This window comes from Sphingomonas sp. AP28 (genome assembly GCF_056680455.1).
Genome location: NZ_CM155283.1, coordinates 2,416,210 through 2,436,345, shown reverse-complemented (window position 1 = coordinate 2,436,345; position 20,136 = coordinate 2,416,210). Strand labels below are relative to the sequence as shown.

18 protein-coding genes are annotated in these 20,136 nt (G+C 66.3%); 10 read left to right on the top strand and 8 right to left on the bottom strand.

Annotated elements, in window-relative coordinates:
* Nucleotides 1–19: 19 nt before the first annotated feature.
* Nucleotides 20–703, bottom strand: coding sequence for a Crp/Fnr family transcriptional regulator (locus AC1MH0_RS11115; RefSeq protein ID WP_056488277.1), 684 nt, complete (start codon nucleotides 701–703; stop codon nucleotides 20–22).
* 251 nt (nucleotides 704–954) lie between these two features.
* Here AC1MH0_RS11115 and murA point away from each other — a divergent pair, with 251 nt between their 5' ends.
* Complete coding sequence (gene murA, locus AC1MH0_RS11110) at nucleotides 955–2,238, top strand: UDP-N-acetylglucosamine 1-carboxyvinyltransferase (protein ID WP_093398375.1); 1,284 nt, start codon at nucleotides 955–957, stop codon at nucleotides 2,236–2,238.
* Nucleotides 2,239–2,610: 372 nt separating this feature from the next.
* Here the strand turns inward: murA and phbB are convergent, their stop codons facing one another.
* The 4 genes from phbB to AC1MH0_RS11090 all read right to left on the bottom strand — a co-directional run bounded on the left by phbB (nucleotide 2,611) and on the right by AC1MH0_RS11090 (nucleotide 8,400).
* Entirely contained in the window at nucleotides 2,611–3,333 is a 723-nt protein-coding gene (phbB, locus tag AC1MH0_RS11105; RefSeq protein ID WP_056066403.1) for an acetoacetyl-CoA reductase, read from the bottom strand.
* A 30-nt stretch (nucleotides 3,334–3,363) separates the two neighbouring features.
* Entirely contained in the window at nucleotides 3,364–4,371 is a 1,008-nt protein-coding gene (hemH, locus tag AC1MH0_RS11100; protein ID WP_480962828.1) for a ferrochelatase, read from the bottom strand.
* A complete protein-coding gene (locus AC1MH0_RS11095; protein ID WP_480962827.1) occupies nucleotides 4,368–6,554 on the bottom strand; it encodes a xanthine dehydrogenase family protein molybdopterin-binding subunit in 2,187 nt (728 codons plus the stop codon). The genes hemH and AC1MH0_RS11095 overlap by 4 nt, the downstream gene beginning before the upstream one ends.
* Nucleotides 6,555–6,711: 157 nt before the next feature.
* Nucleotides 6,712–8,400, bottom strand: coding sequence for a class I adenylate-forming enzyme family protein (locus AC1MH0_RS11090; protein WP_480962826.1), 1,689 nt, complete (start codon nucleotides 8,398–8,400; stop codon nucleotides 6,712–6,714).
* Nucleotides 8,401–8,453: 53 nt separating this feature from the next.
* On the opposite strand from AC1MH0_RS11090, the gene lgt reads away from it, so the two are divergent.
* The 6 genes from lgt (at nucleotide 8,454) to AC1MH0_RS11060 (ending at nucleotide 14,137) form a co-directional block, all read left to right on the top strand.
* Nucleotides 8,454–9,389 carry a prolipoprotein diacylglyceryl transferase gene (gene lgt, locus AC1MH0_RS11085; RefSeq protein ID WP_480955193.1) on the top strand — a complete coding sequence of 312 codons (936 nt, stop codon included), beginning with the start codon at nucleotides 8,454–8,456 and terminating at the stop codon, nucleotides 9,387–9,389.
* A gap of 139 nt (nucleotides 9,390–9,528) precedes the next feature.
* Complete coding sequence (locus AC1MH0_RS11080; protein WP_480965730.1) at nucleotides 9,529–10,602, top strand: class I SAM-dependent methyltransferase; 1,074 nt, start codon at nucleotides 9,529–9,531, stop codon at nucleotides 10,600–10,602.
* A complete protein-coding gene (locus AC1MH0_RS11075) occupies nucleotides 10,599–11,111 on the top strand; it encodes an N-acetyltransferase family protein (protein ID WP_480962825.1) in 513 nt (170 codons plus the stop codon). The genes AC1MH0_RS11080 and AC1MH0_RS11075 overlap by 4 nt, the downstream gene beginning before the upstream one ends.
* Nucleotides 11,112–11,280: 169 nt before the next feature.
* On the top strand, nucleotides 11,281–12,054 hold the full coding sequence (pgeF, locus tag AC1MH0_RS11070) for a peptidoglycan editing factor PgeF (RefSeq protein WP_480962824.1): 774 nt from the start codon (nucleotides 11,281–11,283) through the stop codon (nucleotides 12,052–12,054).
* 77 nt (nucleotides 12,055–12,131) lie between these two features.
* Nucleotides 12,132–13,478, top strand: a complete 1,347-nt coding sequence (locus tag AC1MH0_RS11065) for a cystathionine gamma-synthase family protein (protein ID WP_056487393.1) — start codon at nucleotides 12,132–12,134, stop codon at nucleotides 13,476–13,478.
* 140 nt (nucleotides 13,479–13,618) lie between these two features.
* The gene (locus tag AC1MH0_RS11060) at nucleotides 13,619–14,137 is read left to right on the top strand and encodes a phosphoribosyltransferase (RefSeq protein WP_480962823.1); all 519 of its coding nucleotides are present in this window, start codon (nucleotides 13,619–13,621) and stop codon (nucleotides 14,135–14,137) included.
* Nucleotides 14,138–14,518: 381 nt separating this feature from the next.
* On the opposite strand, the gene AC1MH0_RS11055 is transcribed toward AC1MH0_RS11060, so the two are convergent.
* Nucleotides 14,519–14,914 carry a glycine zipper 2TM domain-containing protein gene (locus AC1MH0_RS11055; RefSeq protein ID WP_093399026.1) on the bottom strand — a complete coding sequence of 132 codons (396 nt, stop codon included), beginning with the start codon at nucleotides 14,912–14,914 and terminating at the stop codon, nucleotides 14,519–14,521.
* Nucleotides 14,915–15,070: 156 nt separating this feature from the next.
* On the opposite strand from AC1MH0_RS11055, the gene AC1MH0_RS11050 reads away from it, so the two are divergent.
* The gene (locus AC1MH0_RS11050) at nucleotides 15,071–16,084 is read left to right on the top strand and encodes an esterase-like activity of phytase family protein (RefSeq protein WP_480962822.1); all 1,014 of its coding nucleotides are present in this window, start codon (nucleotides 15,071–15,073) and stop codon (nucleotides 16,082–16,084) included.
* 71 nt (nucleotides 16,085–16,155) lie between these two features.
* Here AC1MH0_RS11050 and rpmB read toward each other — a convergent pair whose 3' ends face one another.
* Nucleotides 16,156–16,455, bottom strand: coding sequence for a 50S ribosomal protein L28 (rpmB, locus tag AC1MH0_RS11045; protein ID WP_056053386.1), 300 nt, complete (start codon nucleotides 16,453–16,455; stop codon nucleotides 16,156–16,158).
* 183 nt (nucleotides 16,456–16,638) lie between these two features.
* On the opposite strand from rpmB, the gene AC1MH0_RS11040 reads away from it, so the two are divergent.
* Together AC1MH0_RS11040 and AC1MH0_RS11035 are read left to right on the top strand one after the other, a co-directional pair.
* Nucleotides 16,639–16,857 carry a hypothetical protein gene (locus AC1MH0_RS11040; RefSeq protein WP_480962821.1) on the top strand — a complete coding sequence of 73 codons (219 nt, stop codon included), beginning with the start codon at nucleotides 16,639–16,641 and terminating at the stop codon, nucleotides 16,855–16,857.
* A gap of 39 nt (nucleotides 16,858–16,896) precedes the next feature.
* Nucleotides 16,897–17,346, top strand: coding sequence for a nucleoside deaminase (locus AC1MH0_RS11035; protein ID WP_480962820.1), 450 nt, complete (start codon nucleotides 16,897–16,899; stop codon nucleotides 17,344–17,346).
* 152 nt (nucleotides 17,347–17,498) lie between these two features.
* On the opposite strand, the gene pepN is transcribed toward AC1MH0_RS11035, so the two are convergent.
* On the bottom strand, nucleotides 17,499–20,087 hold the full coding sequence (pepN, locus tag AC1MH0_RS11030) for an aminopeptidase N (RefSeq protein ID WP_480962819.1): 2,589 nt from the start codon (nucleotides 20,085–20,087) through the stop codon (nucleotides 17,499–17,501).
* Nucleotides 20,088–20,136: the final 49 nt, after the last annotated feature.

Sequence of the window (20,136 nt, the reverse complement as noted above, 5' to 3'; positions counted from 1 at the left end):
GGGAGGATCGAAAAAGGGGTTACCGCGCCGGTGGCAACCAGCGCAGGTCCAGCCCCTCGAACCGGTCGATGTAGTTCGCGGCTTGCGCCAATTGCACCTCGTTGAGCAGCGTGACGCGGCCCATTTCGCGGCGAATAAGGCCGTCCTCTTCCAGCTGGCGCAGCATGCGGTTGACGTGGACCGCGGTGAGCCCGGTAGCGTCGCCGATCTCTTCCTGTGTCAGACCGAGCGTGAAGCTGTTGCCCATAGCACGGTCGCGCATCCGCAGTCGGTTGCGCATCTCGAGCAGCAACGCCGCGATCCGCGCCTTGGCCGAGGTCCGGCCAAGCGCGGCGAGCCGGTCGGTCAGCGCGACCTTCTCCATCTGGTTCATGACCATGATGAGCGCCGACAGCCGGGGATGATCGGTGACGAGCCCGGTCATCGCCGAGCGATCGAACGAGCACACCGTGCAGTCGGTCAGCGCGACCACCGTCTCGGGCGAATCGCGGTACACGAGCGCCGAAACCGCCAGCATGTCGCCGGCGTATAGGAAGCGCAAAATCTGGCGGCTGCCGTCGTCGAGCAGCACATAGCTCATCGCCATGCCGCGCTGCAGGATGAAGAGTTCGGCCTGCGGATCATTCTCGCGCACGAGGACGGCACCGCGACGCAAGTCTCGCGGGCGCTCCTCCAACCGCGCTAACGCAGCCTTCTCGTTCATCGACAGGTCGATGAGATCGCCGACGCGGTCGGCGAAGCAGCTGTCCGGCACTCTGTAATGGTCCCCAATGTTCGAGAACCACAGAGCAAAGCTAGGATTTCCGCGCATTAAAGTCGATCAAGCGGGGTGTGTTAGCGCTTCGGAAGGCGCGCCCGGTCCCGACGCGGGACTCGACCCGCGGCCAGCATCCGCCCGTCGCCCGAACGGTGCGCGGGCCTTGCGTAGAACGCCAACCGCGATAGACACCCGGGATGGACCGTATTCTCATTCGCGGCGGCAATCGCCTGTCCGGGCGCCTGCCCATCTCCGGCGCGAAGAACGCCGCGCTCACGCTGATGCCGTGCGCGCTGCTGACCGAAGAGCCGCTGACGCTGCGCAATCTGCCGCGACTGGCGGACGTCGACGGCTTTGGCCATCTGCTCAACCAGCTTGGCGCGTCGACCGCGATCCAGGGCACGCGGCCCGAGGATTTCGGCCGGGTGATGACGATCCGCGCGGGTAACCTGACCTCGACCGAGGCGCCCTACGACATCGTGCGGAAGATGCGCGCGTCGATCCTGGTGCTCGGGCCGCTGCTCGGGCGTGGCGGCGAGGCGACGGTGTCGCTGCCGGGCGGCTGTGCGATCGGCAACCGCCCGATCGATCTCCACCTGCGCGCTTTGGAGGCGATCGGTGCGGAGCTGGAGATGGCGGCGGGCTATGTGAAGGCGATCGCGCCGGGCGGGCGCCTGCCCGGCGGACGCTTCCGCTTCCCGATCGTGTCTGTGGGTGCGACCGAGAACGTCGTGATGGCGGCGGTGCTCGCCAAGGGTACCTCGGTGATCGAGAACGCCGCGCGCGAGCCGGAGATCGTCGACCTGTGCAACTGCCTCGTCGCGATGGGCGCGTCGATCGACGGGATCGGCACCGAGACGCTGACGATCGAAGGCCGCGATCGGCTGCACGGCGCGACCTATGCGGTGATGCCCGACCGGATCGAGGCGGGCAGCTATGCATGCGCGGCGGCGATCACCGGTGGCGACCTGGAGCTGGTCGGCGTGGCGATCCCGGACATGGGCGCGACGATCGATGCGCTGGTCGAGGCGGGCGTGTCGGTGACGCCGACCAAGGACGGCGTGCGTGTCGCGTCGGATGGCGTGCTGAAGCCGCTGACGCTGTCGACCGCGCCGTACCCGGGTTTCGCGACCGACATGCAGGCGCAGTTCATGGCGATGCTGTGCAAGGCGGATGGTGCCAGCGTGCTGACCGAGACGATCTTCGAGAATCGCTACATGCACGTGCCGGAACTGGCGCGAATGGGGGCGGATATCCAGGTGCGCGGGCGAACCGCGGTGGTGCGCGGCGTGGACAAGCTGGTCGGCGCGCAGGTTATGGCGACCGATCTGCGGGCTTCGATGAGCTTGATTTTGGCGGGGCTTGCGGCGGACGGCGAGACGTCGGTTGGGCGGGTGTATCACCTTGACCGTGGGTATGAGCGGTTGGAGGAGAAGCTGAGCGCGGTTGGGGCAGATATCGAGCGTGCTAGCGACGGGTGATTATGGCTGGGTAGCCCTCTCCCCTCCGGGGAGAGGGTTGGGTGAGGGGCAGCCAAGCAATGCTGCGCCTGGAACTGCCCCTCACCCCGATCCTCTCCCCGGAGGGGAGAGGGAGTAGGATGCCAAGCTTTTGCGGTGGCATCCTTGTTCGCCGCGGACGCTGTGGGGTTCGGTCCAGGCGGCGCTACCTTCCTCGTTCCCCCGCGAAGGCGGGGGCCCAGGATCAAGCAAGACCGTCCTTGGTAATCCGGGAGACATCTACTCAGCGCCGCCGTCGGACGGTTCGGCCTAGCCGACCCGCCGACCGTGCCGGGCGCTGCCTGCTCGCTTCGCTTGCTGGCATCGGCGCGGACGTTGCCGCGCCTGCGCCCGTCAGTACATGTGCTGCCCGCCATTGATGCTTAACGTCGAGCCGGTGACGAACCCACCCTCCTCCGAGCACAGGAACGCCACCCCGCGAGCGATCTCGGTCGCCTGGCCCAGCCGCCCGACTGGGATCTTCGCGACGATCTTCTCCAGCACGTCGGCCGGCACCGCCGCGACCATGTCCGTATCGATATACCCCGGTGCGATCGCGTTGACCGTCACGCCGGCACGCGCGCCTTCCTGGGCCAAGGCCTTCGTAAAGCCGTGGATGCCTGACTTGGCCGCAGCATAGTTCACCTGGCCGTATTGCCCGGCCTGCCCGTTGATCGAGCCGATGTTGACGATCCGCCCCCATTTGCGCGTGCGCATGCCAGGGAAGACGGCCTTGGCCATGTTGAAACAGCCGCCGAGATTGGTGTCCATCACCTCTTTCCAATCCTGGTAGGTCATCTTCAGGATCGTGCCGTCGCGGGTGATACCGGCGTTGTTCACGACGATGTCGACATCGCCCAGATCGGCGGCGACCTGCGCGCAGCCGGCCTGACACGCATCATAGTCGGCGACGTCCCACTTGTACGCCTTGATCCCGGTGCGCTCGGTGAACTCGCGGGCGCGGTCGTCGTTGCCGGCATAGGTGGCAGCGACCGTCAGGCCCATGTCCTGCAATGCGAGACTGATCGCTTCGCCGATACCGCGCGTACCACCGGTTACAATTGCGACGCGTGCCATCAGTCTCTCTCCTCAGTGTTTTGCCGAAGGCTAGCCAGCCCGCACCCATCCTTCAAGCTCGCGCGCCAAAATGCTGCGCAACATTTCTACGCCGACCGGGCTGTCGTTTAGGCACGGCAGATACCCGAAGTGCGTCCCGCCAGCCTCTTCGAAGCTCTCGCGGCCGCGGATCGACAGTTCCTCCAGCGTTTCCAGGCAATCGGCGGAGAAGCCCGGCGCGAAGATCGCCACCTTGGTCTTCCCCGCCTTGGCGAGCGCGACGAGCGTCTCGTCGGTCGCCGGCCCCAGCCACTTCTGCGGTCCGAATCGCGACTGGAACGCGATCGTCAGCTCGCGCCCCATGCGCTCGCCGAGCAACCGCGCGGTTTTCTGGCAGTGGCAGTGATACGGATCGCCCTGCTGCAACGTCCGCTTCGGCATCCCGTGGAAGCTGGCGACGATCGCATCGGGGGTGAAGTCGAGCGCCGAAAGCCCCTCTTCGAGCGAGTCCTTCAGCGCGTCGATATAGAGCGTGTCGTCATAGTAAGGCGGCAGCGTGCGGATCGCCGGCTGCCAGCGCAGACCGGCGAGATGCTTGAACGCCTTGTCGTTCGCCGTCGCGGTCGTTGCTGCGCAATATTGCGGGTAGAGCGGCGCGAGCAGGATGCGCTCGCAGCCCGCCGCCTTCATCGCCGTCAGCCGGTCCGCGATCGACGGATTGCCGTAGCGCATCGCCCAGTCGACCAGCACTTCCGGTCCGAACGCATCCTTCAGCGCAACTGCCTGCAACCGCGTGATCGCGGCAAGCGGCGAGCCATCCTCGCGCCAGACTTGCGAATAGGCATGCGCGGACTTTTTCGGGCGCGTGTTGAGGATGATGCCGCGGAGGATCGGCTGCCACGCGATCTGCGGGATCTCGACGACGCGCGAATCGGACAGGAACTCGCCGAGATAGCGCTTCACCGATTTCGCATCGGGGCCATCGGGGGTGCCGAGGTTCATCAGCAGCACGCCGATCTTAGGTTTCGGAATCGGGGGGTGATCGGGGGGCAGGGTCATGGCGCTGGTCTTAAAGGCAAATTGCGGATGCGGAAGCCCGTTGACGCATAGAGCGCGTTGGCGATCGCCGGTGCGACCGCGGGGACGCCGAGTTCGCCGACGCCGCCAGGCGCTTCGTCGCTGCGGATGACCTCTACCGTGATATCGGGCGTGTCGGCGAGACGGGGCAGAGCGATCGTGTCGAACCCGCGCGCGTCGGCGAGGCCGCGGGTGAAACCGGTCGAAGCGCCGAGCGCGGCGGCCATGCCGAAGATCAGCCCACCCTCGATCTGTTGGCGAACGATGTCGGGATTGATCTGCGCACCGCAATCGACCGCGGCGACGAGGCGGTCGACCACCGGGCGCTGGTCGGGGCCGATGTGCGCCTCCGCCATGACGGCGATGTAGCTGCCGCGGAAGGCGTGGGCGGCGATCCCCTGGCCGCTGCCGACGACGCCGCCGTCCCAGCCGCCGAGCGCCGCGGCGGTCGAGAGGCAGCGTGCGAGTCGCGGTTCGCCGCCGAGCATGGCGATGCGGAACGACATCGGTTCGGACTGCGCGGTGCGCGCGAGTTCGTCGAGGAAGCATTCGGTGAAGAATGCGGTGTAGCCATGCGCGCCGCCGCGGAGGTGGCCGGTCGGGATGCCGATCTCGGCGGGGTGGTGTTTAATCGCATAGGCGGGGATGCGATAGATGGGCGTCGCGCCCGCGACGGCGTAGCGATCGCCTTTGACGCCGATCAGCGCGGCATCGGTCGCGAGGCCCGGCATCATCCGACGCGCCATCTCGGCGCCGGTCGAGGGGGCTGCGATGTTGGCCGACCAGCCCATGATCGCGCCGTTGGGGGCGAGCCGCGCGGCCATCTTCGCGACGGCGGGCGGGCGGTAGTGATCGTGGAGCGAATCTTCCCCGCGCGACCAGACGAGGCTGACCGGGCGTCTTAGCTTTACCGCCAGCACCGCCGCTTGTTCGGCGACGTCGTGTTCGAGGGCTGCGCCGAACGATCCGCCGATCAGCATCGGATGGACGACGACGGCATCCTCGCTGAGGTCCGCCGCGCGGGCCGCTGCCGACCGTGCGAGCCCCGGCGCTTGCGTTGCCAGCCAGAGTTCGAGGCGGCCGTTGGAGAAGGAGGCGGTCGCGCTGCGGGTTTCGATCGCCGCGTGCAGGCCGAGGCCGGCGCGATAGGTTGCGGTGACGAGCTTGGCACCCTGGAACGTTGCGGCGACGTCGCCTGCGGAAGCCATCTGCGTGCCGGGACGGGCTAGCGCGGCGTTGAGTGCTGCGTCGATCGACCTGGTATCGGGGAGGGGGGCGTCGTTCTCGAATCGCGGCGCGAGCGCGTCGAGCGCCTTTTGCGCGGCCCACCCTGTCGTAGCCACGGCCGCCACCCAGCGCGGGTTCTCGACCACCGACAGCACGCCGCGGATACGATCGGCGGCGGCGCGGTCGACCTTGGTCAGGCGACCGCCGACCGGGCTCTGGCGGATCGCAGCGTGGACCATGTCGGCGAGACGGACGTCGCCGGCGAAGTTCGCCGAGCCGTCGACTTTCGACGGGGTGTCGAGGCGGGGGACGGATTTGCCGACCAGCTTGCCCGCGCCCTGGATGCCGAGCGGGAGGGGATCGGGAAGGGTGAACTTCGCGGCCTCCTCGGCGAGTTCGGCGAAGCGGATGCGCTTGGTTTGGTAGGTGCAGAAGCCGGCGTCGACATTGACCTGCGTCCAGTCGGCGTCCCAGCGTTTGGCCGCCGCCATGCAGAGCAGCGCGCGGGCGCCCGCACCGGCCTCGCGACAGGCTTGCTCGAACATCCGGATCGAGCTTGATCCGGCGGTGAGCATCGGGGGTTGCGGGGTGCCAGCTGGGAGGCGGTCGAACAGGCCTTCGAACAGGTCGTGCGTGCCGATCGGGTTGGCGTAGAGCGGGTTGAGGGGGGCGGGCTCGACGCCGACGGTGCGCCAGTCCGCGCCGAGTTCGTCCGCGACGATCTGGGGGAGGGTGGTGTAGACGCCCTGGCCGTGCTCGACCTGCGGGATGGCGACGGTGACGTGGCCGTCGGTGCCGATCTTGAGCCACGCGCCGAACGGGGTTTCGCCGGGGTTGGCGACGAGGTTTGGGGCGTAGGTTCGCGGCCATAGACCCCAGGCTACGACAAGGCCGATCCCTGTGCCGCCGCCTATGAGTATGCTGCGCCTGTTGATCATCGGTGCGCTCTAATCCTTCTCCCCCACGGGGAGAAGGTGGCGCGGAGCGTCGGATGAGGGGGAGTGGGTCTCCGGGACTGCGCCGGGAGTCTCATGCCCCTCTCCCTTCCGTCGCCAAGCGGCTCCTCCCTCCCTCTCCCCGTAGGGGCGAGGGACTTTACGCCATCGCTCGATACGTGGCCTTGAGCGAGACCTTGTCGATCTTCTCCGTCCCCAGTCTTGGCAGCGGCTCTTCCGAAATCCAGATTCGCTGCGGTATCTTGAACGCGGCGATGTGCTGGTGGAGGAACGCGGTCAGGTCGTCGGAGGTCAGCGTCTCGCCGTCCTGCGGCACGACCACCGCACCGGGGACCTCGCCGAAGCGCTCGTCGGCGAGGCCGAACACCGCGGCTTCCGCGACCGAAGGATGTTCGTACAGTGCGGCCTCGACCTCCTGGCACGAGATGTTCTCGCCGCCGCGGATGATGATGTCCTTCTTGCGGTCGACGATGAACAGATAGCCGTCCTCGTCGAGATAGCCGATGTCGCCGGTGCGGAAATAGCCGTCCGCGGTGAACGCCGCGGCGGTCGCATCCGGGCGGTTCCAATATTCCTTGAAGTTGCAGATCGAGCGGATGCAGACTTCGCCGCGCTGGCCTTGGTCGACCGGGTGGCCGGTATCGTCGAGGATGGCCAGATCGACCAACGGTGCGCCGGGGCGGCCGGCGGAGTTGGGCTTGGCTAGATAATTGCCGCGCGAGTTGCCGGTGCCGACCGCGTTCGTCTCGGTGAGGCCGTAGCCGATCAACGGTGCGCTGCCGCCCATCTCCTCGTCGATGCGGCGGACGTGGTCGACCGGGCGCGGCGCGCCACCCGCGGCGAAATCGGTTACGGTCGAGAGATCGTAGTTCGTGCGATCGGGATGGTTGAGGATTTCGAAGCTCATCAGGGGCACGCCGACGAAATAGGTGACGCCCTCCGCCTCGATCAGCCGCATCGCCTCGCCCGCATCCCATTTCGGCATCAGCACGAGTTTCCGGCCCATTGCGAAGCTCTGGAGGAACACCGGCACCTCCCCGGTGATGTGAAACAGCGGGATCGTTAGCAGCGTGACCGGCTGGCCGACCGGCGGATTACCTTGCGCGGTGGCGATCCCGACCATCATCATCGCCTGGCCGAGATAGTTGAAGATCCCCTGCACGACCGCGCGGTGTTCGGAGAGCGCGCCCTTCGACTGGCCGGTCGATCCGCTCGTGAACAGGATCGTCGCATGATCCTCGGGCCCGAGCAGCGGCAGGTCGGCGGTGTGGTCGTCCTTTGCCAACACGGCGCCGAGCGCAGCGTTGAGCGGTCGCGAATCGTCGATCTCGACGACTGGCGCGCGCAGAGCCGCAATCTGCGCGAGGCGCTTCACGCGGGGCGGATCGGCGAACACGAGCGCGCAGTCGACCTCGCCGATCGCGGTCTCCAGCTCCTCCGACTGCCACCAGCCGTTGAGCAGCGTCGCGACGCCGCCGGCCATGACGATGCCCATGTAGAGCACGATCCACGATGGCGAATTGCGCATCGCGATGCCGACGCGGTCGCCCTTGGCGATCCCGTACCCGTCGACCAGCGCCCGCGCGGTGCGCTCGGCGGCGGCGTAGACCTCGCCGAACGTCAGGCGTTCATCGCCGGAGACGAGGAAGACGGCGTCGCGATGCTCGTTGGCATAATGCGTGAAATAATAGCTGAGCGCGGGCGGGGCGGCGGCGATCGTCGGCAGCGTGACACCGAACCGCTCGACCGATCCGAGCGCGAGCATCCCGTCGGGCGCGGTCAGCGCGGCCATCGTCGAATCCATAGCTAGGTCTAGCTCGGTCCGCATATCGCTCTCCTACTGTGGGCTTATCGCCCTTGGTCTTATCAAGTCCGGCCTTTATGCAGGGGCGAACGCGTGGGGAAAAGCCTTTGATCCTGTCGACCATCACCGCCGCTGCGGGCGCCGTAGCGCCTGCCGTCGGCAGTCACATCCGCTTCGAGGATCTCGGGCTGCATCCCGACGTCTTCTCGATCGGGTTCTTCACGCTGCGTTGGTACAGCCTTGCCTATATCGGCGGGATCCTGCTCGGCTGGTGGTATCTGCTGAAGCTGCTCGCCCAGCCCGGCGCACCGATGGCGCGGCGGCATGCCGACGACCTGGTGTTCTACGCGACGCTCGGGATCATCCTCGGCGGGCGGCTCGGCTATGTGATCTTCTACGCGCCCGAAATGTTCCTGCATCCGCTGCGGATCTTCCGGCTCTGGGACGGCGGCATGTCGTTCCACGGCGGGGTGATCGGCACGTCGATCGGGCTAATCCTGTTCGCGCGGAAGCACCAGCTCAACTGGTTGCGCGTACACGATTATATCGCGTGCTGCGTGCCGTTCGGGCTGTTCTTCGGGCGGCTGGCGAACTTCGTGAATGGCGAGCTGTGGGGCAAGCCGACCGATGTTGCGTGGGGGATCATCTTCGAGCGCACGGTGCCGTTCGGCATGGTCGAGCCGGCGCGGCATCCGAGCCAGCTGTACGAAGCGGGGCTGGAGGGCGTGCTGCTGTTTGCGTTGCTCTGGTTCGCGTTCTGGAAGACCAAGGCGCGCTATGATCCTGGCAAGCTCGTCGGGTTGTTCGTGCTTGGGTATGGCCTCGCGCGGTTCACCGTCGAATTCTTCCGGGAGCCGGATTCGCAGCTGCGGGCGTTTGCGGAGCATACCGGGCTGCACATGGGGCAGTGGCTGTGCGTGCCGATGATCGTCGGGGGGGCGTATCTGGTGGCGACGTCGGCCAAGCGCCGCGTGCGGGTGGAGTCGATCGCGGGGACGGCTAGCGTCGCCTGACCCTTCCTTCGAATAGAAGCACCACCCCGGCGGAGGCCGGGGCCCAGTTGGGAAGGTTGAGGTGACGACGCGCAACGCACGTCACTACGGACGTTCCGACTGGGCCCCGGCCTTCGCCGGGGTGGTAGAGATTTTTGAGATGGTCGACATGCCCGACACCCCCGTGACTGACACCGCCCTTCCCGAACGCCTCGCCCGAGCGATTGCGCTCGCGGGTCCGATCCCCGTGGCGCAGTATATGGCGGCGGCGAACGCGCACTATTATGCGACGCGCGATCCGCTTGGGGCGGGGGGCGACTTCACCACCGCGCCCGAGATCAGCCAGATGTTCGGCGAGCTTGTCGGGCTTTGGTGTGCCGATCTTTGGGACCGCGCGGGCCGGCCGGATGTGGCGTGGGTCGAGCTCGGGCCGGGCCGCGGGACGCTTGCTGCCGACGCCGCGCGCGCGATGGCGAAGGCTGGACTGGAGCCGCCGGTACATTTCGTCGAAACCAGTCCTGTGCTGCGTAAAGCTCAAGCCGAGCGCGTGCCCGCCGCGACGTGGCACGACGCGGTCGACACGCTGCCGACCGATCGTCCGCTGATCGTCGTCGCCAACGAGTTCTTCGATGCGCTGCCGATCCGGCAACTCGTCAAGCGCGAGCAGTGGCACGAACGCCTCGTCGCGGCACAGGACCTGCTGTTCTTGCCGATCGCCGGTAAGCCGCTCCCGGATGCCGTCATCCCCGAGCCGTTTCGCGACGCCCCCGCAGGCTCGATCCTCGAAACCTCGCCTGCTGCCGTGACGATCATTCGCGGTCTCGCCAAGCGGATCGCCGCGCAGGGCGGTGCGCTGATCGCGGTCGACTATGGCTATGAGGGGCCGGCGCTCGGCGACACGTTGCAGGCGGTGCGCGGGCATGCGTTCGCCAATCCGTTCGAGGCGCCCGGCGAGCATGACCTGACCGCGCATGTCGACTTCACCACGCTCGCTGCGGCCGCCCAAACGGAGGGCGCGGTCGCGTGGGGGCCGGTGACGCAGCGCGACCTGCTCGGTGCGCTCGGCATTGATTCGCGGACGTCGGCACTCGCCAAGGCGTCGCCTGCGCGGGCGGAAGCATTGGCAGCGGATCGGAGGAGGTTGATGGACGATATGGGTACGCTTTTCAAAGCGCTGGCGATCACCGCGCCGACTTGGCCGACCCCGGCGGCTTTTGCGGGCTTTGGTGCATGATCGCCTATCGCAATGCGGTGCCCGCCGACGGTGCAGAACTCGCTGCGATGGCGAAGCGGTCGTTTACCGACACGTTCGGTACGCTGTATCGGCCTGAAGACCTTGCCGCCTTCTTGGAACAGACGTTCGGTGAGACGGGGTTGCCGGCGCAACTGTCCGATCCTGCCTTCACGGTGCGGGTCGCGGTGGACGAGGCGGGTGAGATCGTAGGGTTTGCGAAGATCGGCCCGGTGGCGTTTCCGGGCGACTGGCCGGCGACGGCAATCGAACTTCACCAGCTTTATGTGCGCGGAGACCAGCATGGTGCGGGTGTCGGCCCTGCGTTGATGGACTGGGCGATCGATGTTGCGCGCGCCGATGGGCGGACGGAAATGATCCTGAGCGTGTATGTGGATAACCACCGGGCTCACCGGTTCTACCAGCGGTACGGCTTCGTCGAGATCGGGCGGTATGTGTTCATGGTCGGCGAGCAGCCTGATGATGATCGGATCATGCGGCTTGTGCTGTGATGCTTGATGCCTCCAGAGATATCGTAGCGAAAGGCCACCACCCCGGCGGAGGCCGGGGCCCAGTTGGAAAGGTCTTGGTAACGGCGCGATGCCTGCTGTTAGGAACGTCACCCAACTGGGCCCCGGCCTCCGCCGGGGTGGGGATGTGCTTGATGTTGGGTGACCTAAAATGACCATCGACCTCATCCGTGCGAAGGCGCTTGGCGACATTCCGCATGGCTTTCTCGGTCGGCGTGGCGGCGTCTCGACCGGCGCGTATGCGAGCCTCAATGTCGGCATCGGGTCCGACGACGACCCCGCCGCCATCGCCGAGAACCGTCGTCGCGCGACCGAAGCCGTTCTACCCGGTGCGAAACTCGTCAGTCTGTATCAGGTCCATTCCGCCGACGCGGTGACCGTGATCGAGCCGTTCGACGACGCGATCCGTCCGCATGCCGATGCGCTGGTCACTAACCGTCCCGGCCTAGCGCTCGGTATCCTGACCGCGGACTGTGCGCCGGTGCTGTTCGCCGACCGCGAGGCCGGCGTCGTTGCGGCAGCCCATGCCGGCTGGAAGGGCGCGCTCGGCGGCGTCACCGACTCCACGATCCTCGCGATGGAGGCGATCGGTGCGCACCGCGACCGGATCGTCGCCGCGGTCGGGCCGTGCATCGCGCGCGCCAGCTATGAGGTCGACGACGCCTTCATCCGGCGGTTCTGCGAGGCGGATCCGGAGAACGAGCGCTTCTTCGCGGACGGTCGCGCCGTCGAGAACAGGGGCGATCATTACCAGTTCGACCTGGAGGCCTATGTCGTCAGCCGTCTCGCGGTCGCCGGTATCGGCCGGATCGAGGCACTCGGGCTCGACACCTATACGGATGACGATCGCTTCTTCAGCTATCGGCGCGCGACCCATCGCGGCGAGCCCTCCTATGGGCGTCAGATCAGCATCATCGGCCTCTAACGGCTCCCAAAGCCCTCGCCGGTCGTTTAGGCTCCGCACATCGGCTCGCATAAGACGGGCCACGCAGGAGCATATTGATGTCCGATACCCCCGAAAACGCCGGCGCAGTCCCCGCCGAAACCGAAGCGGACCTGACCGGCGTCGCCGCGCGCGTCGCACCAAAGCCCGAGGTCGAGAAGATCGGCGGGCGGAAACTGAAGCCGTCGACGCTGATGATGGGCCACGGTTACGATCCCGCGCTATCGGAAGGCTCGCTGAAGCCGCCGATCTTCCTCACTTCGACGTTCGTGTTCCCCAATGCGGCGGCGGGCAAGCGCCACTTCGAAGGCGTTACCGGCAAGCGTCCGGGCGGGGCCGAGGGCCTCGTCTATTCGCGCTTCAACGGGCCGAACCAGGAGATCCTCGAAGATCGCCTCGGCGTCTGGGAAGAGGCGGAGGACGCGCTCGCCTTCTCGTCGGGCATGTCGGCGATTGCGACGCTGTTCCTGGCGATGGTCAAGCCGGGCGACACGATCGTCCATTCGGGGCCGTTGTACGCGGCGACCGAGACGCTGATCGGCCGCGTGCTCGGTAAGTTCGGCGTGAAGTGGCTCGACTTTCCGGCGGGTGCGACTCGTGAAGAGATCGATGCGGTGATGACCGAGGCGGCGACCGGCAACGTCGCGCTGATCTATCTCGAAAGCCCGGCGAACCCGACCAACGCGCTGGTCGACGTCGAGGCGGTCGCGGCCAGCCGTGACGCCATCTTCAAGGGTGAAAAGCCGCCGATCGCGATCGACAACACCTTCCTCGGGCCGCTGTGGTTCCAGCCGCTCAAGCATGGCGCGGACATCGTCGTGTATTCGCTGACGAAGTATGTCGGCGGGCATTCGGATCTGGTCGCGGGCGGCGTGCTCGGGTCGAAGGAGCATATCAACACGATCCGGACGATGCGGAACACGATCGGGACGATCACCGATCCGAATACCGCGTGGATGCTGCTGCGGTCGCTGGAAACTCTGGAACTGCGGATGAGCCGTGCGGGCGAGAATGCGGCGAAGGTCTGCGCTTTTCTCCGTCACCATCCGAAGGTCGAGCGGGTCGCGTATCTCGGCTTTCTCGAGGACGAGCCGGGTATGGAGCGGCAGGCGGATATCTATCGTCGCCATTGCACCGGTGGGGGCTCGACCTTCTCGCTGTACCTGAAGGGCGGTGAGCGCGAGAGCTTCGCGTTCCTCGATGCGCTCAAGATCGCCAAGCTGGCGGTGTCGCTGGGGGGGACCGAGACATTGGCTAGCCATCCTGCGGGGATGACGCATCTGTCGGTGCCGGATGCGCGCAAGCAAGCGCTGGGGATCACGGATAATCTCGTCCGAATCTCGATCGGGGTGGAGGATCCGGACGATCTGATCGCCGATTTCGAGCAGGCGCTGGATACGATCTAAATCTGAAAGGGCGTCTGCTACCTCTTGTTCTCCCGCGAAGGCGGGAGCCCAGTCTGGGTCCCCGCCTTCGCGGGAGAACAAGATAGCGATGCAGCGGGTTTAGGGTGAAGTCTTCGCCCTGACCCGCTAGCATCCAGCCAATGCCGATCTTTACCCCCATCCCGCAGCACGAGTTCGTCGCTGCGATCCACATCCTCGCCGCCAAGCTGGTCGAGGACGTTGACTGGAAACCCGATTATATCATCGGGATCGGCCGCGGTGGGCTCGTGCCGGCGGTATTCCTCAGCCATGCGATCGGGTTGCCGACGCTGTCGGTCGATTATTCGAGCCAGGTGAAGGACTTTGCCGACGAACCGCTGGTGAAGCTGGCCGCGCGGACGCGAGGGGGCGAGCGGCTGCTGTTTGTCGACGACATCAATGATTCCGGGCGGACGATCACGCACCTGCGCGGGGCGCTGGCGGCGGCTGGGGCGGTCGAGGGCGCGGTGCGGTTTGCGATGTTGATCGATAACGTCAGTTCGGCGGAGCGGATCGAGTATTGTGCGCGGACGATCGACCGGGCTGTGACGAAGGACTGGTTCGTGTTTCCGTGGGAAGCGGTGGCGCCCGATGCGGCGATTGCGCAGGATGCGGCCGAGGTCCCGGACCGGATCGCCTGACCGAGCCCACCACCGTGACCATGACGACCGACCGTCATCCTGACGTCCCACCGTCATCCTGACGAAAGTCAGGACCCAGAGCCAAGATCGACGGTGGTCAGTTACCCTGGGTCCTGACTTTCGTCAGGATGACGGCGTAGGGCGTGCTCCGGCACCATCGATGCGGAGAATGCTCTCGTGCAGACGAACAAAGGGCCGGCTCCCGTACGGGAAGCCGGCCCTCGCCCTCGATACGCTACGCGAGGGAACTGTTAAACTGGTGTGGCCTAAACGGGGCGCGACGTCGGCGAAGCCGTCGTCGGTCGGGTCAGGCTTGGCCTGCCCGCCGTCCGTGCCGGCGGTTGCTCGCTTTAGCGAGCACCGGCCCGGGCTTTGCCGGGCTTACCGCCGGCAATACCCGGGGTTATCCGACTTATCGATCGCGTTGCCGGCAAGGCCACCACCGGCTGCACCGAGAACCGCGCCGAGCGTCCGGTCACCACGACCGGCGATGGTGTGACCGAGCAGGCCGCCGGCGAGTGCGCCGATGATCGTGCCGCCGGTGTTGTCGCACCCGCGACGGCTGCGCGCGTTGTAGCGGCGGTCGTTGCCGCGATATTCGCGGTAGTCGCCGCGATAGCCACGATCGTAGCCACCGTCGCGATAGCCGCCACCCTGGTAGCCATCGTAGCCACGCTCGTAGCGCGAGCCCCAGCGCTGCGCATCGGCGGCGGCGGGAACGAGGGCGGTCGCACCCAATGCGAGGGCACTGGCGGCGAGTGTAAAAGTCTTGAACATCGTGCGTCTCCCGTTGGGGATTTCGGCGGCGGCGGGGGCCGTGCTTCCATCCTCGATGAGACGCTTATGGGTGATTCGCATTTAGCTAAGCCTGAATGCCTCCGTTATCCGCTGTTCATGCTTCCGCGGATCGCCGGACCCCCTATGAGAGACGCGATGCGGCGCCTGATCACTGTCCTGTTCGTCGCTGTGAGCGTCTGTGCGATCGTGCCGACCTGGTCGGGCGAGGCGCGGCTCGACCTGCTCGGCAGTCGTGCGCAGCTGACCGCGACGCGCGTGATGCTCGACCGCACCAACCCGCGGCATGTGCGCGTCGGCGGGCTCACCTATCTTGGCGGGGTGGCGCTCGACAGTCGCGATCCGGCGTTCGGGGGTTTCTCGTCGCTCGACGTTGCGCGAGACCGCTTCACGCTGTTGAGCGACGGCGGCAATATCGTCCAGTTCGACATGGGGCCGGACTGGCGGCCGCACCGCATCGCCTTCACCAACCTGCCCGCCGGGCCCGGCATCGGCTGGGAAAAGCGCGACCGCGACAGCGAATCGATGACGATCGATCCCGTCACCGGGCAGATCTGGGTGGGGTTCGAGGACCGCAATGCGATCTGGCGCTATGCGCCGGGATTCGCCCGATACGAAGCCCGCGTCACGCCAAAGGCGATGCACGACTGGCCGGCCAATGGCGGTCCCGAATCGATGACGCGACTCCCCGACGGCCGATTCGTCGCGATCAGCGAGGAAGCGCATGTCCGTCGACAGGATTGGGCCGGGACGCAGCAAGGCCGACTCCATACCCGGCAGGGGCTGATCTTTGCCGGCGATCCGACTCGGGCCGGGGCGCCGACGCGCTTCGCCTACGAACCCTATGGCCGCTACGATCCCGCCGACATCGCCGCGCTGCCGAATGGCGACCTGCTCGTGCTCGATCGAGGGTTTCGCCTGCCGTTCCGGTGGTCGAACCGGATATCGCGGATCGACCGGCGCGATATCGCGCAGGACCGAATCGCGCGTGGCCACCTGATCGCGACGATCGACGCGCCGCTGATTCACGATAATTTCGAGGGGATCGACACGACGGTCGAGAACGGCGCGACAATCGTGTGGATCGTGTCGGACGACAACCAGATGTTTCTCCAGCGCACGCTGCTGCTGAAGTTCCGGCTGGATCGCTAGCCTTACAAACGCCGACGGCCCGCCCTGCGAGGTGCAGGGCGGGCCGCGGTGATCGCACTACGACGTCGCTGTTAGGCGGCGACTGCCGAGGCTGCGATCTTCTTGACGACTTCGCGCTTCAGGCGACGAACGCGAAGCGACAGCTTGTCGTCCGAGACCTTCACCAGCCAGTTGTCGAGGCCACCGTTATGCTCGACGGTACGCAGGCCGTGCGTCGAAACGCGCAGCTTGACGCCCTTCTCGAGCGAATCGGAGAGAAGCGTGACGTTCTGCAGGTTCGGCAGGAACGTGCGCTTGGTCTTGTTGTTGGCGTGGGAGACGTTGTTCCCGACCATCCGGCCCTTGCCGGTCAGTTCGCAGATGCGCGACATGTGATTACCTATTCAAGTGTCGGGAGGAACCCCGGAAAGGCGCGCGGATAGCTGGCACGCCGGCTTTCGTCAACCGATTCACGTCAAAACGTGCCCTCGGTCGTCCGCAATGGGCATTGTGCAACCCACGGCGATCGACGACGTTGTTACGCTATCGAACTGTTCAATAAAAGGGGATGTCCCATGCGTACGCTCTTGTCTCTTGTCGCAATCGTCGTGCTGGTCGTGGTCGGCCTGATGTATTTCGGGATCATCAACATCGACCAGACCCGCCAGGGCATCGTCCAGGCGCCGAAGTTCCAGGCCGACGTCGCCAAGGTCACGCTCGGCACCGAGAACAAGACCGTGGCGGTGCCGACGATCAACGTCGAGAAGCCGGGCAACAGCCAGGCACCGAACTGATCTTTACGGAACGCGGGCGGCGGGGCAGGGCCTGAGGCCATGTTCCCCGTCCCCGAACCCATGCGCCGCGCGCTCGACGCGGCACGCGATGCGGCGCTGGCTGGGGAAGTCCCGGTCGGCGCCGTTGTCGTTAAGGACGGCGTGATTATCGCGACGGGGGCGAATGCGCCGCGGGCGTTGTGCGATCCGACTGCGCATGCGGAGATCCAGGCGATTCGCGCTGCTGCTCTGGCGTTGGGAAGCGACCGGCTTGAGGGATGCGATCTCTGGGTGACGCTGGAGCCTTGCGCGATGTGTGCCGGGGCGATCGCGCATGCCCGGATCGCGCGGCTCTATTATGGGGCGGCGGATGCGAAGGGCGGGGCGGTGGAGCATGGGCCGCGGTTTTTCGGCCAGCCGACGTGTCATCATCGGCCTGACATTTACGCGGGGATTGCGGAGACCGAGGCGGCGGGGATCCTGCGGGAGTTCTTTGCGAGCCGTCGGTAGGGGCAGTGCATTTCCGTGATCCTCCCCCGCAAGGGGGAGGTGGCGCCGAAGGCGACGGAGGGGGAGGACGCCGCAACAGCCGTAATCACTTTCCTCCCCCTCCGTCTGGCAAGTGCCAGACACCTCCCGCTGGCGGGGGAGGATTAATCGGTTCAGCCCTCGAGACTCTTCGACGCCTGCTCGAACACATCCTTCGAGAGCCCCGGTGTCCGCACGATCCGCTCCAGTTCCGCACGCATTAGCCCAGCGCGCGCAGCGTCGAACCGGCGCCAGCGACCCAGCGGCGGGAGGAGTTTGGCTGCGGTCTGCGGGTTCAGGCGGTCGAGCGCGATCAGTTGGTCGGCGAGGAACCGGTAGCCACTGCCGTCGGCAGTGTTGAACGCACGCTGGTTCGCGCCGAACGCGCCGATCAGCGAGCGCGCGCGGTTGGGGTTGGTCAGCGTGAAGTCAGCATGGTCGGCCAGCCTTGCGACGATGGCACCGGTATCGTCGCGCGACGACTGCGCTTGCGCCTGGAACCATTTGTCGAGCACCAGCGGATTGTCGCAATATTGGTTGTAGAAGATGTCGAGCGCGGTGGTGCGGATCTCGGACTCGCTGCTGACCAGCGTCGTCAGCGCGCCCATCCGGTCGGTCATGTTGTCCGCCGAATCGAACTGCGCAAACGCAAGGTCAGCCGCATCCGTCGCACCGCTCGCCGCTATATAGCCGAGCGATACCGTCCGTAGACGACGCAGACCCTTGCCCTCCGGCGTATAGGCGTAGGATTGGCCCTCACCCCGCGCATATGCCTGCCGCCATTGCATCTCCAGCCGCGTGCCGAGATCGCGACGTAGTGCCTCGCGGGCGCGGAAGATCGCGTCGGGATCGACGACGGCCATCTGGTCGCCGATGAAGCTCTCCGACGGCAGCAATACCGCCTCCGCGACGAACGCGAGATCGAGATTGGTATTGGCGAGCGTGTTGGCGACCGCGGCGATCACGGCCTCGTGATCCGCATGACCGCCGGCCGAGGCAACCAGCGTATCGAGCATCAGTTGCTGCATCGCCTCGTAGCGCGCGAACGGATCGTCGTCGTGCGCACTGAGGAAGGCGAGGTCGGCGGCGGTGCGGTCGCTCTCGACCACCACGGGCGCGGAGAAGCCGCGGTTGATCGATAGTACCGGGCGCTCGGCCAACCCTTCGAATTCGATCGTGTCGAGCGTGTCGTCGAACAGGACGAGGCGTTCGTCGGTCAACGCCTTACCCGATTCGGCACCGAACAGCTTCACGCGCAACGGCAGCACCATCGGCGACTTGACCGGCTGGCCGGGCGTCGCGGGCACCTGCTGCGCGAGCCGCAGCGTCGCGCGGTCACCGCTGTGCGAGAGGCTCGCCGAGACGCGCGGCGTGCCCGCCTGCGAATACCAGAGTCGGAACTGGGTAAGGTCGACCTTGCCGCCTTCCTCCATCGACGTGACGAAATCCTCGCAGGTCGCGGCCGTGCCGTCGTACCGGTCGAAATACAGGTCGGTGCCCGCGCGGAAGCCCTTCGGTCCGAGGATCGCGGCCATCATCCGGATCAGCTCGGCGCCCTTGTTATAGATCGTCGCGGTGTAGAAGTTCGAGATCTCCTGGTAGGATTCAGGCCGCACGGGGTGCGCGAGCGGGCCCGAATCCTCGGGGAATTGCGACGCACGCAGGCCGCGGACGTCCTCGATCCGCTTGACCGCGCGCGAGCCCTGGTCGGCGGAGAAGCCCTGGTCGCGGTAGACGGTGAAGCCTTCCTTGAGCGAGAGCTGGAACCAGTCGCGGCAAGTGATCCGGTTGCCCGACCAGTTGTGGAAATATTCGTGCGCGACGACCGCTGCGATCGCGTCGTAATCGTAGTCGGTCGCGGTATCCGGGTCGGCCAGGATGTAGCGCGAGTTGAAGATGTTGAGCCCCTTGTTCTCCATCGCGCCGAAATTGAAATCGTCGACCGCGACGATGTTGAACACGTCCAGGTCGTACTCGCGGCCATAGGTCGTCTCGTCCCACGCCATCGCGAGTTCGAGCGCTTTCAACGCGTGGTCGGTCTTGGGGAGGTCGGCCTCGCGCACCCAGATGCCGAGCGACACCTCGCGTCCCGACATCGTCGTGAAGCTGCTGCGGTTTACGGCGAGGTCGCCGGCGACCAGTGCGAAGAGGTAGGAGGGCTTCGGGAATGGATCGTGCCAGGTTGCCCAGTGGCGACCATCGTCGAGATCGCCCTGCGCGGCCAGGTCGCCGTTCGCGAGCAGCACGGGCAAGTGCTTCTTGTCGGCGGTCATCCGGACCGAATAGATGCTGAGCACGTCGGGGCGGTCGGGGAAATACGTGATGCGGCGGAAGCCTTCCGCCTCGCACTGGGTGCAGAGATTGCCGCCCGAGGCATAGAGCCCCATCAACTGCGTGTTGCGATCGGGGGCGATCTCGACCTGCGTCTCGACGACATGCGCGGCGCCGGTGAGGGGAATGACGAGCTGTTCGCCGTCGATCCGCCAGTCGTTGATCGTCACGCCGTCGACCGTGACCGAGAGCGGCTTCTGGCCCGCGCCGTCGAGCCGCAGCGGTGCGGCGTGATCGCCGTTGCGCGTCACCGACAGTGTTGCCGTTACGCGGGTGGTGGAGGGATCGAGGTCGAAATCCAGTTTCGTCTCGGGGACCAGCCACTCGGGCGGGGTATAGTCCTCGCGGCGAATGACGAGCGGGTGGGCGAGACTGTTCTGGATATCGAGCATATGTTTGCGAATATAGGGCCGCGCCCGCCTATCGCCAGCCAAAGCTTGC